The sequence below is a fragment of the Mesorhizobium jarvisii genome (assembly GCF_003601985.1).
Classification (GTDB): domain Bacteria; phylum Pseudomonadota; class Alphaproteobacteria; order Rhizobiales; family Rhizobiaceae; genus Mesorhizobium; species Mesorhizobium jarvisii.
Genome location: NZ_QZXA01000010.1, coordinates 110,812 through 122,337 on the forward strand (window position 1 = coordinate 110,812; position 11,526 = coordinate 122,337).

General features: G+C 61.5%; 18 protein-coding genes and 1 tRNA gene. 10 read left to right on the top strand and 9 right to left on the bottom strand.

All coding sequences use genetic code 11. The annotated features are described in order from the left end of the window. Positions 1-25 precede the first annotated feature (25 nt). Together D3242_RS24585 and glpK are read left to right on the top strand one after the other, a co-directional pair. The gene (locus D3242_RS24585) at positions 26-1,750 is read left to right on the top strand and encodes an ABC transporter substrate-binding protein (RefSeq protein ID WP_019858260.1); all 1,725 of its coding nucleotides are present in this window, start codon (positions 26-28) and stop codon (positions 1,748-1,750) included. 89 nt (positions 1,751-1,839) lie between these two features. Continuing rightward, the gene (glpK, locus tag D3242_RS24590; RefSeq protein WP_064985743.1) at positions 1,840-3,330 is read left to right on the top strand and encodes a glycerol kinase GlpK; all 1,491 of its coding nucleotides are present in this window, start codon (positions 1,840-1,842) and stop codon (positions 3,328-3,330) included. Between the two features lie 55 nt (positions 3,331-3,385). Here the strand turns inward: glpK and D3242_RS24595 are convergent, their stop codons facing one another. Further along, a complete protein-coding gene (locus D3242_RS24595) occupies positions 3,386-3,877 on the bottom strand; it encodes a BA14K family protein (protein ID WP_064985618.1) in 492 nt (163 codons plus the stop codon). Positions 3,878-4,179: 302 nt separating this feature from the next. Between D3242_RS24595 and D3242_RS24600 the strand changes: the two genes are divergently transcribed. Further along, positions 4,180-4,255 (top strand) — tRNA-Lys (locus D3242_RS24600). Between the two features lie 127 nt (positions 4,256-4,382). Here D3242_RS24600 and D3242_RS24605 read toward each other — a convergent pair. Next, positions 4,383-4,589, bottom strand: a complete 207-nt coding sequence (locus D3242_RS24605; RefSeq protein ID WP_064985616.1) for a hypothetical protein — start codon at positions 4,587-4,589, stop codon at positions 4,383-4,385. A 192-nt stretch (positions 4,590-4,781) separates the two neighbouring features. After that, complete coding sequence (locus D3242_RS24610) at positions 4,782-5,534, bottom strand: DUF3800 domain-containing protein (protein ID WP_147377478.1); 753 nt, start codon at positions 5,532-5,534, stop codon at positions 4,782-4,784. A gap of 285 nt (positions 5,535-5,819) precedes the next feature. On the opposite strand from D3242_RS24610, the gene D3242_RS33340 reads away from it, so the two are divergent. Both D3242_RS33340 and D3242_RS24615 read left to right on the top strand, forming a co-directional pair. Further along, positions 5,820-6,149 (top strand): hypothetical protein, encoded by a 330-nt coding sequence (locus D3242_RS33340; protein WP_147377479.1) that lies wholly within the window; start codon positions 5,820-5,822, stop codon positions 6,147-6,149. After that, the gene (locus D3242_RS24615) at positions 6,146-6,559 is read left to right on the top strand and encodes a hypothetical protein (RefSeq protein ID WP_064985611.1); all 414 of its coding nucleotides are present in this window, start codon (positions 6,146-6,148) and stop codon (positions 6,557-6,559) included. The genes D3242_RS33340 and D3242_RS24615 overlap by 4 nt, the downstream gene beginning before the upstream one ends. A gap of 32 nt (positions 6,560-6,591) precedes the next feature. Here D3242_RS24615 and D3242_RS24620 read toward each other — a convergent pair whose 3' ends face one another. The 5 genes from D3242_RS24620 to D3242_RS24635 form a co-directional block, all read right to left on the bottom strand. Continuing rightward, positions 6,592-7,923, bottom strand: coding sequence for a site-specific integrase (locus tag D3242_RS24620; RefSeq protein ID WP_064985610.1), 1,332 nt, complete (start codon positions 7,921-7,923; stop codon positions 6,592-6,594). A 216-nt stretch (positions 7,924-8,139) separates the two neighbouring features. Further along, positions 8,140-8,289, bottom strand: coding sequence for a hypothetical protein (locus tag D3242_RS33640; RefSeq protein WP_155772708.1), 150 nt, complete (start codon positions 8,287-8,289; stop codon positions 8,140-8,142). Continuing rightward, positions 8,286-8,507 (bottom strand): hypothetical protein, encoded by a 222-nt coding sequence (locus tag D3242_RS24625; RefSeq protein WP_064985608.1) that lies wholly within the window; start codon positions 8,505-8,507, stop codon positions 8,286-8,288. The genes D3242_RS33640 and D3242_RS24625 overlap by 4 nt, the downstream gene beginning before the upstream one ends. Then, positions 8,504-8,773, bottom strand: coding sequence for a hypothetical protein (locus tag D3242_RS24630; protein ID WP_064985606.1), 270 nt, complete (start codon positions 8,771-8,773; stop codon positions 8,504-8,506). The genes D3242_RS24625 and D3242_RS24630 overlap by 4 nt, the downstream gene beginning before the upstream one ends. Next, positions 8,770-9,051, bottom strand: a complete 282-nt coding sequence (locus tag D3242_RS24635) for a hypothetical protein (RefSeq protein ID WP_064985604.1) — start codon at positions 9,049-9,051, stop codon at positions 8,770-8,772. Before D3242_RS24635 ends, D3242_RS24630 begins: the two co-directional genes overlap by 4 nt. A 138-nt stretch (positions 9,052-9,189) precedes the next feature. On the opposite strand from D3242_RS24635, the gene D3242_RS24640 reads away from it, so the two are divergent. Next, the gene (locus D3242_RS24640; RefSeq protein ID WP_147377480.1) at positions 9,190-9,453 is read left to right on the top strand and encodes a hypothetical protein; all 264 of its coding nucleotides are present in this window, start codon (positions 9,190-9,192) and stop codon (positions 9,451-9,453) included. Between the two features lie 125 nt (positions 9,454-9,578). Here D3242_RS24640 and D3242_RS24645 read toward each other — a convergent pair whose 3' ends face one another. Beyond that, a complete protein-coding gene (locus tag D3242_RS24645; protein WP_147377481.1) occupies positions 9,579-10,304 on the bottom strand; it encodes a helix-turn-helix domain-containing protein in 726 nt (241 codons plus the stop codon). On the opposite strand from D3242_RS24645, the gene D3242_RS24650 reads away from it, so the two are divergent. Genes D3242_RS24650 through D3242_RS24665 form a run of 4 tightly spaced genes read left to right on the top strand, consistent with a single transcriptional unit; the run spans position 10,304 to position 11,516 of the window. Further along, a complete protein-coding gene (locus D3242_RS24650) occupies positions 10,304-10,504 on the top strand; it encodes a helix-turn-helix domain-containing protein (RefSeq protein WP_064985597.1) in 201 nt (66 codons plus the stop codon). The two genes, D3242_RS24645 and D3242_RS24650, sit on opposite strands and share 1 nt — an antisense overlap. After that, a complete protein-coding gene (locus D3242_RS24655; protein ID WP_064985596.1) occupies positions 10,497-10,679 on the top strand; it encodes a hypothetical protein in 183 nt (60 codons plus the stop codon). The genes D3242_RS24650 and D3242_RS24655 overlap by 8 nt, the downstream gene beginning before the upstream one ends. Before the next feature lie 8 nt (positions 10,680-10,687). After that, positions 10,688-11,056: a hypothetical protein gene (locus D3242_RS24660; protein WP_147377482.1), complete on the top strand. Its 369-nt coding sequence runs from the start codon at positions 10,688-10,690 to the stop codon at positions 11,054-11,056. Further along, positions 10,989-11,516 (top strand): hypothetical protein, encoded by a 528-nt coding sequence (locus tag D3242_RS24665; protein ID WP_147377483.1) that lies wholly within the window; start codon positions 10,989-10,991, stop codon positions 11,514-11,516. Before D3242_RS24660 ends, D3242_RS24665 begins: the two co-directional genes overlap by 68 nt. Positions 11,517-11,526 lie beyond the last annotated feature (10 nt).

Genomic DNA, 11,526 nt, shown 5'->3' on the forward strand with positions numbered 1-11,526 from the left:
AAACCTGAAACAGTGGAGGAAACACATGCGACGGCAATTTTTAACATCAACGACGGCCCTTGTCCTGTTGCTCGGCGCGGGCAATGCCTACGCCGGGATGGATGAGGCAAAAGCCTTTCTGGACAAAGAGATAGGCGGCGTGTCGACGCTTTCCCGCGCCGACCAGGAAAAGCAAATGCAGTGGTTCATCGACGCGGCCAAGCCCTTCGCCGGCATGGAAATCAAAGTCGTGTCGGAAACCTTGACCACCCACCAGTACGAGTCTCAGGTGCTGGCACCGGCCTTTACCGCCATCACCGGCATCAAGGTCACGCATGACGTCATCCAGGAAGGCGACGTCGTCGAGAAGATCCAGACCCAGATGCAGACCGGCCAGAACATCTATGACGGCTGGGTCAACGATTCCGACCTGATCGGCACCCACTGGCGTTACCAGCAGGTGCGCAATTTGACCGACTGGATGGCGGGCGAAGGCAAGGACGTTACCGATCCGATGCTCGACGTCGACGACTTCATCGGCACGAAGTTCACCACCGCGCCGGACAAGAAGCTCTACCAGCTGCCCGACCAGCAGTTCGCGAACCTCTACTGGTTCCGTTACGACTGGTTCAACGACGAGAAGAACAAGGCCGACTTCAAGGCCAAATACGGCTACGATCTCGGCGTGCCGGTCAACTGGTCGGCCTATGAGGACATCGCCGAATTCTTCACTGGCCGCGACGTCAACGGCAAGAAGGTCTATGGCCACATGGACTACGGCAAGAAGGATCCGTCGCTCGGCTGGCGGTTCACCGATGCCTGGCTGTCGATGGCCGGCAATGGCGACAAGGGCCTGCCGAACGGTGTGCCGGTCGACGAATGGGGCATCAAGGTCGATGCGAATTCGCGGCCTGTCGGCTCATGCACCGCGCGCGGCGGCGACACCAATGGACCGGCATCGGTCTATGCCATCCAGAAGTATCTTGATTGGCTGAAAGCCTATGCGCCGCCGGAAGCCCAGGGCATGACCTTCTCCGAATCCGGCCCCGTGCCGTCGCAAGGCAATGTTGCCCAGCAGATCTTCTGGTACACCGCGTTCACCGCCGACATGGTCAAGCCTGGCCTGCCGGTCATGAACGACGACGGCACGCCGAAGTGGCGCATGGCGCCGTCTCCGCACGGCTCCTACTGGAAGGACGGCATGAAGCTCGGCTATCAGGACGTCGGTTCCTGGACGCTGATGAAGTCGACGCCGACCGACCGCGCCAAGGCCGCCTGGCTTTATGCGCAGTTCGTCACCTCGAAGACCGTCGATGTGAAGAAGAGCCAGGTTGGCCTGACCTTCATTCGCGACTCCACCATCCATGACAAGAGCTTCACCGAACGTGCGCCGAAGCTCGGCGGTCTGATCGAGTTCTATCGCTCGCCGGCCCGTGTGCAGTGGACGCCGACCGGTACCAACGTGCCGGACTATCCGAAGCTGGCGCAGCTCTGGTGGCAGAACATCGGTGACGCCTCGTCTGGTGCCAAGACACCGCAGGAAGCCATGGATTCGCTCTGCGCCGATCAGGAAAAAGTCATGGCACGTATCGAGAAATCCGGTGTCCAGGGCGACATCGGACCGAAGATGGCCGAAGAGCACGACCTTGCCTACTGGAACGCCGACGCGGTCAAGGGCGGCAATCTGGCGCCTCAGCTGAAGCTCGAGAAGGAGAAGGACAAGCCGATCACCATCAACTACGACGAACTGGTGAAGAGCTGGCAGAAGTAAGACTGCCCTATGCGGGCGCTCGCGCCCGTGTGAAATTGGGGGAGGCGGCATGTTGCCGTCTCCCCTGTTTTGTGAAGGCGGAGGATGCAATGAGCGGTTTTGTGCTCGCAATCGACCAGGGAACGACATCGACCCGGGCGATCCTGTTCGACGACAAGATGAAGGTTGCAGGCACAGGCCAGCAGGAATTCGGCCAGCACTATCCGGCCTCCGGCTGGGTCGAGCACGACCCGGAAGAGATCTGGGCAAGCGTCGTGACGACCGTGAAGGCTGCGCTGAAGAATGCTGGCCGCGAAGCATCCGATGTCGCGGCCATCGGCATCACCAACCAGCGTGAGACCGTCGTCATCTGGGACAGGGCGACCGGCAAGCCGATCCACAACGCCATCGTCTGGCAGGACCGCCGCACCGCGCCGCTCTGCCAGAAACTGAAGAAGCAGGGACTGGAGAAGAAGTTCACGCACAAGACCGGTCTGCTGCTCGATCCTTATTTCTCGGGCACCAAGATCGCCTGGATGCTCGACAAGGTGAAGGGCGCCAGGAAACGCGCAGAGAAAGGCGAATTGCTCGCCGGTACCATCGACAGTTTTCTGATCTGGCGGCTGACCGGCGGCAAGGCCCACGCCACCGACGCCACCAACGCCTCGCGCACGCTGGTCTACAACATCGCGGAAAATGCCTGGGATGACGAGCTTTTGGCCATTCTCAACATTCCAGTGAAAATGCTGCCGGAGGTCAAGGACTGCGCCGATGATTATGGAGTGACCGAGAAAAATCTGTTTGGCGCCGAGATAAGGATCCTCGGCGTTGCCGGCGATCAGCACGCCGCGACCATCGGCCAGGCCTGCTTCGAGCCGGGCATGATGAAATCCACCTATGGCACCGGCTGCTTCGCGCTGCTCAACACCGGGGGCGATCTGGTGCGTTCGAAGAACCGGCTCTTGACTACCATCGCCTATCGGCTGAACGGCAAGACCACCTATGCGCTGGAGGGCTCGATCTTCATCGCCGGCGCTGCCGTGCAATGGTTGCGCGACGGCATCAAGGTGATCGGCAAGGCCGAGCAAAGCGGCAAACTGGCTGATGAAGCCGACCCGACGCAAAACGTCTATCTGGTGCCGGCCTTTGTCGGTCTCGGCGCGCCGCATTGGGACGCCGAGGCGCGCGGCGCGATTTTCGGGCTGACCCGCAATTCCGGGCCTGCGGAGTTCGCGCGCGCCGCCCTGGAGGCCGTCGCCTATCAGACCCGCGACCTGCTCGACGCCATGCGCAAGGACTGGAAGGGCACTTCTGCCAAAACGGTGCTCAGGGTCGATGGCGGCATGGTCGCGTCGGACTGGACCATGCAGCGGCTGGCCGACATACTTGACGCGCCGGTCGACCGCCCGACCATCCTCGAGACGACCGCGCTGGGCGCAGCCTGGCTTGCCGGCTCGAAGGCTGGTGTCTGGCCCAAGGCGAAGGAATTCGCCAAGAGCTGGGCGCTCGAGCGGCGGTTCAAGCCGGAGATGGATATCGCTACACGATCCGCCAAGCTGGCAGGCTGGCGCGATGCTGTGCGCAGGACGCTGAGCGCATAAGAAAGACCCGCGCCGTTTCCGACGCGGGCCTTGTCTTAGCTACCGATACCTGGGGTTAGTAAGGCGAACGGCACTCCTGGCGCGGTCCGTAGTTCGGCTGGAATGTGTTGTCCGAAGCACGATAGCTGCGATAGCGGTCGTAGCACCACTGCACATGCGCATTGCCTTCGTGGACCCGGTTGTTCTCGCTGTTGACGATCGCACCCGTAATCAGCGCGCCCGTCGCGAAGGCCGCCAGCGGGAACCAGTTGTCGCCATGGCGACGATAGCCGCGATGGTACTCACGATAGCCGCGATGACCGTTCCAGTAGGCGCCGCCGTCGTTGTTCCGCGCAAAGTTGCGACGGACGCCGAAGTTGCGGTTGCCATGGCGGTTGTGACGCCATTGGAAATTCTGATCCCCGTTGCGGGCTTCAACGTTCAGGATATTGGATGAGGCCTCCGGTGCCTGCGGCACGAACATCTGAGCGGCATTGGCTGGAATCGCGGCCGCTACAAACGAAACGGACAAAGTGGCCGCCAGCATACCCGATATGATCTTGTTCATGATCTTCTCCTTGAAGGGTGGTTGACGTCCCTTGTGGCGAGACAACGGGCAGTATGGGGTAAGGTTCCTCGCTAAATCCCAAGTTGCTGATTTGTAATGTTTCTCCGGCCTCCCACCTAAGCCGGCGAGAGGTGATGCCAGTGCTTCGCCGGGGGCGTTGCGCCGTTGATCGAAGCAGGCAAGGTGCCACAGTGGGAATGCTTGCGAGGTCTGGCTTGCGGATGCTCTTTTTCCGGTTGACCGGTCGAGGCACTCTCCCTATGTTCCGCGCAATTTCGAGGGCCGCCCTTTCGCGCCCGCGGGAGCGCGTAGCTCAGCCGGTAGAGCAACTGACTTTTAATCAGTAGGTCTCGGGTTCGAACCCCGACGCGCTCACCAACGTTTCACGTGAAATATCAAGCACTTGCGGTTTTGGCGAAAAGAACAGAGCCGGAACCTGTGCGACTTTTTCGACCCGTGCGACTTCAAAAGTCGCACGGGCGTTCCTGCGTTGTTCCCGACCGATTCACGCGGCGAGGCGCAAGAGCAGCGACACGTCGCGGTTGGCGGCCGCGATCTTGTCGTGGGCGATGTAGCAAAGGCTGGTCGCCGAATGGCGCATCAGCTCGTGCTGGTGGTCCTCTACGTTTTCCGAAATGAAGATAAGAGCGTTCAGCAGATGGTCGATCTCGGCCAGCTGCTGGTCTATGCGATGCAACGGGTCTTCAGGCACTTCCTTCTTCCTTCCTGTCTCATGACGATCCCTACCGTCTTCAAGCGGCTTGGCCGTCACTTCACGGCTTCGTGATCGCAGGGTCAACGATACCGGCGGCTTTAGACAACATCGTTGTGGACAGTTGTGGATAGCGGGCAAGGCCGGCGGCGCCGCAACCTAATCTCAATCCCTCTGCCGGGCTTCGAATAGCTAGGCTCGCCCGCGCATCACTTCCGCAACCTTATCGGCATAAGCCTTCGACCAGATTGCGCCGCGAGATTGATTGAGCGCGCGAATTGTCAGGTCGCTTAGCGGATCGATCGGCCCCGGCTCCTGAAGCATATCTAATCCTCGTCGCCAGAAAGCACTTTGCCGTAGCAACCCCGCAATCAAGTCAGCGGCTTGAAGTGGTATCGAATCCCAGGAGACGCCGCCCTTCATGAAGATATTGAAACCGGGGTGGCCGGTGTCCCTACACCAAGCGTCATGAACGCGCACAACACCTTCGCGTTTTCCGCCCCAATCGTTGTCGAATACGACAACGATTGGGGCATTGTCGAAGGTAAGCCGCACGTCGTCTGCCAGCACCCCGAATAGGAGATAGAGGCAGGCGGCTTCGCGTGTTGGCAGAACCTCGCGGAATGCGGCATGATAGCCGAAGTCGCTCCAATCGGTGTCCTTCATTGAAGCGGTCACGGATCTAAGGTTCGACTGCGCAAGTATCCCAGCGAACGGTGTGATGACATCCACCCAGTCGTTGAACCGATGTTTGATGTCTTTCAGGTGGAAGTCCGCAATGCGAGCCACACCAAGCGCGTTGTTCCAACGTTCCTCGATGCCCAACCAGGCAGTTTCGTTTCCCAAGTAGCCGGCGACAGTGGTAATACCGGCCGGCTGGTCTTTGGAACTATCGAATGCAGCTCGAATAATGGCCATGACACTGGTGATCCCAAGACGACCCAAGCCGTCTCCTATACTGAAGAAGCTTCATCGCTTACCCGCCTTCCGCCCAGCGTATCGGGGGGGTAGGCGAAGTACAATACCAGGTCGCACGACCTGCCTAGTAAAGTTGTGCCAATGACGAAGCGCGCGCTGCCGGCGAGCGAAGGCAAGACAAAAAATCCGATTCGCTAAAGTAGAGGAAATATGCTTCCCTCCTGACAACTTTGGAGGGGGCGTATGAGGCGGATTTGGCTAACAGCCTGTGCAACATTGTTGGGCATCGGCGCTTGCTTCGGAGAAGAGGGAGTGAAGGCCGTCTTTCTACCCGGCACGTCAAGCGAACCGGCAAAAGTTCTCTTCACTGAAACCAAAATGCTTGCGGAGGTTATTAGTGTTTTTAATGGCCAACCACCGCCAAATTGCCCTGATGGGTCTTTTTGGACAAAAGACCAAAACTCGCTTGTCAGCTGCAAAGATGGTGTAACGTTTAAGCTTGCGCCGTTGAACCCCAGTGACAAATACTACGACCTATATTCCCGCCTCGATGCCATGAAGCTGCAGAAGATTAAGGGCGGCACAGAAACAGACGAGAATCCTCCTATGAGGTCAGATCAGAAAAAGGGCGTCAAGCCATGACCGAAAATAGCAGCCGGCCAGCCGAGGATGAGCTGGAAGCTAAAAGGAAACGCAGATTTGACTTCAAAGAGAAAGTTACTACGAAGATTAGCGATATCGTTAGATTTATAGGTCTTGGTCTAATTGCCGTATTCTATACGATTAAGAACGGAGCTGCCTATAAAGGTTTTTCCCCTGCCCAATATCTTATCTTGTATATTGTCGGTATTTCAGGGGTTATTTCAATATTTCTCGACTATATTCAATATAATGCAAATTACTACAGCGTCGACACTGCGCTTAAAAAAGAAAATTTGAACTACGAAAAAGAATCCTTCTCTTATCGCACAGCTGAATTTGCCTTCAGGTGGAAAAGGCATGTGACTACGTTTGGTGCAGCAGCCCTCATTGTTCTAGTTCTCCTTACTTGAGTTTTTCGCTGACAGATTTGGGCCTTCGTGGGTCAGAGCCCAAACTCCGTTTCGCCGTCGGCCTCGTACCACGCCACCATCTTCCTGATGGCAGCGTCGGCCATTTCCGGGTGCACGGCCAGATAGTGTTTCAGCACCCGCGTGGCGCTGGACAGGCTGTGGCCGGTGATGGCGCAGATTTCGGGGATGGTGCAGCCGGCCAGCGCCAGCCATGTCACCGCCGTGTCGCGCAGGTCGGGCTCGACGAAATCGGCCAGCGTCTTGCAGGGCTTTATCAGCCAGTCGACGCCGTTGTCGGCGCGGATGCCGGCGACGGCAATGTCGCGCACGCGGGCAAAGACGTGGCTGTAGTGCTGGCCCTCGAATGGCCGCCAGAAACACTTGCCGTAGCGCTTGTCGAAATGCTCGTTGAGGATAACGCGCTTGAAGCGGCGCTCGATCGCCGGCCGCTGGTCGGGATCGGCGCCGAGCAGCGCTTCGGCCTTGGCGGCGCGGCGTCGCTCGGCCGAGGCCGCAAGCCGGCGTTCCAGTTCGGGCGCTTCCAGCACGGCGACGATGGCGCCTGTCTTGGCCTGGCGGAAATGGCGGCGGCCCTTGATCAGGCCGAAGTCTTCCAGCGCCAGCCGATCGCCCTGGCGCTGGCCGCTCCACACGCCCAGCATGGTCATGTCGCCGCATTCCGGCACGCCGATATGGTCGGCGACGGCAACCAGCGTCTCGATCTCGGTGCGGGTGCCGAAGCGGATGCGCGGCGGCGGCGTTGCCATCTGCAGATCCTGCGCCGGGTTGACGCCCATGTTTTCGCGGAATGTGAACTTGCCGCGCCGCTTGCCCCAGCCGAGCGCGATCGACAGCGTGGCGATGGCGCCGCGCGCGGTGGAAATGCCGCGCCTGGCGACCAGTTCTTCATAGAGGCCGAACAGCACGGGCTGCGACAGGGCGTCGACGGGCGAGGCCCAAAGCGTTGGGTCGAACTCCTCGACGACGCGCAGCTTCTGCTTGTAGTCAACCACTGTCTTTGGCGCGTAGACGATCTTTTCCGCTACCTGCCGGCGCAGCTCGCCCTTGTCGGTGGGGAGCTGGAACTTGCGCGACTTCCGCCAGTCCTCGCCGAGCTGGGCGACCGTGTAGAATTTCGCGGTGCGCGCCGGCGCCGGCCTGGTGACGCCCTTTGCCTGTTTGGCGGCCTTCTCGAGTGCCTTGCTGAACGCGTCCGACCAATCCACGGCCTCGCCGCGGCTAAACCAGCGGCCGTCCTCGTGGCGAAGATCCTTGCCGGTGTGGCCGGCCTCGCGCAGGGTCTTGCTCGGCTGGAAGCGCGGCCGGCCGTCGCGCCATGACACGTGCTTGATGTTGATCGGCATCGGGTGGCTCCGTTGATGCTTTGCGCGCGAGGGTGAATCGCTTCGCCGGACTTGTCAAAAAAATTGCCGGGGCGCCATTCACGGCCACCCCGGCAGCTGCGCCCCTACCGACGTTCGTCAGGGCGGTTCGAGAATTCAGGCCCGGCGGGTACGCTGGCGGGAGGGTTGCCATCCCGCCGGGCTTGCCGGCCGCGTGGGGGAACGCGGCCGGCGGGGTCAGCGATCGTCCTTGACGTCGAAACCGAAGCACTTCGGGCGCGGCATGAGCCAGCCGAGCAAGGTGACCGCGCCGGCGAGGCCGAGCGCGCAGACGGCGCCGAGGCCGACCATGAGCCAGTAAGCGTTGGTGACGGTGTCTTCACTCATGTCAGGGCCTCCAGCCATGCTTCGGTGTTGATCGTCGCAACGCCCTTCTGGCCGGGGCCGTGCACAACCGTCAGCAGGCCTTTGCGCTCCAGCGCGTCGATCGTGTTGCTGTTCCAGCCGTGCGCGCGGCCTTCAAGCGTCCAGCCACCACGACCGCGCACCAGCGGGCCGCATTGGGCATCAGACATTGCTGCCAGTTCCGTGCCGGAAAGCTTCACGTGCGTTTCCTCGCGCGTTGTTCCATGACGGCATGGAGGTTGAGGCCGGAGCCGGTCAGCACCGGGCAGGACATGCCCGACGTGTCGAGGCGCACCAGGCCGAGGGCGAGCAGAGAACGCACGATGTCGAGGCTGACGCTGGCCGGCGGCTTGCCGTAGCCATTGGGCCGGCGATAGAGGCGGTGTAGCTTGATGAGGTTGACGGCGCGCCGCTGCTGCGAAGACAGCATCGACGGATCAACCTGAGCGGCGGCAAGTGCCGTCATTGGTTCACTCCATAGCGTTGACGAAGGGCGTCGGCGGCGGCGCTGACGGCGTCGACGGCCTGCCCGTTCTGGTTGGCGGGCAAAGGCGCGGGCACGAACTGCCCGGCCGTACGCAGCCACACTTCGACAGCCCGGCGCGGCCATACCCAGCCGGTCGGGATTTTTCGCGGGAAGCCTTCGCGCTGATGAAGCTTCAGCCAGTTGCGCATGAGCCACGGCACCGGCCGGCCGATCGCCTGGGCGACCTCTTCAAGCGGCGCGATTTCGTCGGTGAGCATTTCTGGGGCCTCGCGATGAGTCGCGACATGTATCCCGCATTTATGCGGTATCGTCAACATAGACCCGCAGAATTATGCCGCGCGCGCCGCAGCGGTCGCGCTGGCGTGCGGGGCGAGTCGCGTGGGAAGATGCGGCCCATGAGGGAAATATTGCTATTTATGATCGACGGCCCGGCCCACCTGCTGGGCGCCCTGATTGGTCAGTTCTGGGCGATTGGCGCGCTCGCTGTCAGCGGCTGGCTAGGATACTGCGCCTGGCGGCTTACGGGGCCAGACGGGCGGCCACGCATGGCGAAGGCGGCCGCCGTGGTCGTTTTCATCTACGCCGGCCTCGTGACCTTTCAGGCAGAGAAATGGACCGCCCTTTCCATGCTTGAGCATTATCACGGCGAAGATGATTGATCTGCAAAAGCCATGGCTTTTGTCAGGTGCGCGATTCGCGGAAAGCCATGGCTTTTGTCAGGTGCGCGATTCGCAAAAATCCATGGCTTTTGTCAGGTGCGGCGGGCCATGGCTTTTGTCAGGTGCTATTGCCGAGGGCGTACCAGGCCGTCGATCACGCCCTTGATGACGACGTCCTGATCATCGACCGGCACCGGTTTGCTGGTGGTGCCGGAATTGGTCAGCAAGTAAGGCGGCTCATAGACGCGGAAGACGGTTTCGGCCTTGCCGAGCTGCCATTGGTAGAGCTGCGCGCAGACGATGTCCTTGGGGCGCGGCTGCAGGTTCATGTCGACGATCAGGATATCGCCCGGCAAGATCCCGCTCATTTCCAGAACGCGCGAGCGCATCACCCACGGGTCGCGGCCGTTACGGCCACGGCATAACTCGCGCACGGCGCGGTCGAGGTTCGACCCGATCGCGTCGGTTTCCTTGTTGAAAACGTAAGGCGTCGCTTCCGGCTCGCCGAACCCGCCGCCGCTGCGCGGTGGGAATTCCATCGGCTGCAGGCCGGCAATTTCGCCAATCTTCGCCATGGTGCGGCCGGACAGCATGTGCGGCCAGGCGGGATCGTTCAGCGGCTTCTGAATGGTCGACGGCGCCATTTTGGCGCGGGTCGCCAGCTCATTGGGCGAAATGCCGAGGTGCGCCATTACGGCGCGAACCCAGGCAAGCTGCTGTTCCTTGGGGGTCACCATGACCCGCAAGTTAGCGGCAGGGGATGCGGCACTCCTATACACAGCTACACCTTGACGTGCCGCACAAATGCGGGACAGTTCCGCAGTTAAAGCACATGGGTGATTCGCGATCAATGTTGAGCTTCGAGGAAATCGACAAGCGCCGCGCAGCGGCAGGGCTGACCCGCAAGGCCATTTATGAGCGCGCCGGGGTCGACGGCGAGACCTGGCGGCGTTCGGCCAGCGGCGAGACGGAGCCAAACACCAAGACGCTGCGCAAATTGTCGGCGGCTCTGGATGAGCTGACCAGGGAAAGGGAACACGACAATGGGTAGCCTCTACACGCCGTCGCCGGCGCTTGCCGCGCGGCTGGTGCGCGACCAGGTGATGCAGCAGACGCTTGGCGAATTGCCGGCGCCGTCGCTGCGCCAGAAGCTGGCGGCCAGCCACTACGAACTGTCCTCGACCGTCAGCCCGTTGGCGGTTGCCGCGTACCAGCGGAAGCGCTGATGCGCTCGATGGCGGTGATGGTCGACGTGCCGAACCGCGAACTTGGCGTGGGGGCGCGGCGCGTCGTCGGGCTGATGGAGGACAACGCCACGGTCGGCGTCTGCGCCATGCGTGACGGTGACCGCATCGTCAACACCGAACTCGAGTTCAATTTGGGCGAGGCCGCGCGCCTGGCCGAGCTGATCCTTTCGGGCGACGCCAGGGCGAAAACCACGCCCGGCCTTGCCCGCATCCTTTCCGCTTCCGTCGCCATGCTGTTCCGCGTCTCGCACGCGGCGGGAGCCTTTGAACGCCAACAAGAGGACTTCGATGGCGGAGACGCTGACGATCTGGGAAATCAACAGGAAGCGGGCGGTGAAGAAGATCCCGATCGCTAGGCTGTGCCGACAGGCCGGTGTCGACGCAACCTCATGGTTCAAGGCCATGCGCGGCACGACGAAAATGCGGACCGTCACGCTGGCCAAACTGAACGCCGCGCTGGGGCGCGGCGCCAAGGCCTTGGCCGGTGAGCCCGGCCCGGCCGAGACTCACGGTGCCTACAAGCTGTGCCTGGTGCATGCCGCGCGCGAGTTGAACAGAAACCCGAAAGCGGTGCTGGCCAGCGACCCCAGCCGCAAGGCGACCAGCGATCCGCAATGGCTGGAAGCGGCGGAAGTGCGGCGGCTGGCCTTCTGGCTGGCCACGCGGCTGCTGGGCTTCGCGCAAGCCGATGTCGGTCGCGCCGCCGGCGTGACGCGCGCGGCCGTCAGCACCGCCGTGCAGCAGCTCGAAGACGAGCGCGACACCGACAAGCAACTGGACCGGCTGTTGAGCCATATCGAGGAGGTGTTTTCGTGAGCGCGCGGGA

What these genes read in the sequence shown, in the direction of transcription:
- D3242_RS24585 (WP_019858260.1), top strand. Translation starts at nt 26, where the DNA reads ATGCGACGGCAATTTTTAACATCAACGACGGCCCTTGTCCTGTTGCTC.
- glpK (WP_064985743.1), top strand. Translation starts at nt 1,840, where the DNA reads ATGAGCGGTTTTGTGCTCGCAATCGACCAGGGAACGACATCGACCCGG.
- D3242_RS24595 (WP_064985618.1), bottom strand. Translation starts at nt 3,877, where the DNA reads ATGAACAAGATCATATCGGGTATGCTGGCGGCCACTTTGTCCGTTTCG.
- D3242_RS24615 (WP_064985611.1), top strand. Translation starts at nt 6,146, where the DNA reads ATGACCGAAAATAGCAGCCGGCCAGCCGAGGATGAGCTGGAAGCTAAA.
- D3242_RS24620 (WP_064985610.1), bottom strand. Translation starts at nt 7,923, where the DNA reads ATGCCGATCAACATCAAGCACGTGTCATGGCGCGACGGCCGGCCGCGC.
- D3242_RS33640 (WP_155772708.1), bottom strand. Translation starts at nt 8,289, where the DNA reads ATGAGTGAAGACACCGTCACCAACGCTTACTGGCTCATGGTCGGCCTC.
- D3242_RS24630 (WP_064985606.1), bottom strand. Translation starts at nt 8,773, where the DNA reads ATGACGGCACTTGCCGCCGCTCAGGTTGATCCGTCGATGCTGTCTTCG.
- D3242_RS24635 (WP_064985604.1), bottom strand. Translation starts at nt 9,051, where the DNA reads ATGCTCACCGACGAAATCGCGCCGCTTGAAGAGGTCGCCCAGGCGATC.
- D3242_RS24640 (WP_147377480.1), top strand. Translation starts at nt 9,190, where the DNA reads ATGAGGGAAATATTGCTATTTATGATCGACGGCCCGGCCCACCTGCTG.
- D3242_RS24650 (WP_064985597.1), top strand. Translation starts at nt 10,304, where the DNA reads ATGTTGAGCTTCGAGGAAATCGACAAGCGCCGCGCAGCGGCAGGGCTG.
- D3242_RS24655 (WP_064985596.1), top strand. Translation starts at nt 10,497, where the DNA reads ATGGGTAGCCTCTACACGCCGTCGCCGGCGCTTGCCGCGCGGCTGGTG.
- D3242_RS24660 (WP_147377482.1), top strand. Translation starts at nt 10,688, where the DNA reads ATGGCGGTGATGGTCGACGTGCCGAACCGCGAACTTGGCGTGGGGGCG.
- D3242_RS24665 (WP_147377483.1), top strand. Translation starts at nt 10,989, where the DNA reads ATGGCGGAGACGCTGACGATCTGGGAAATCAACAGGAAGCGGGCGGTG.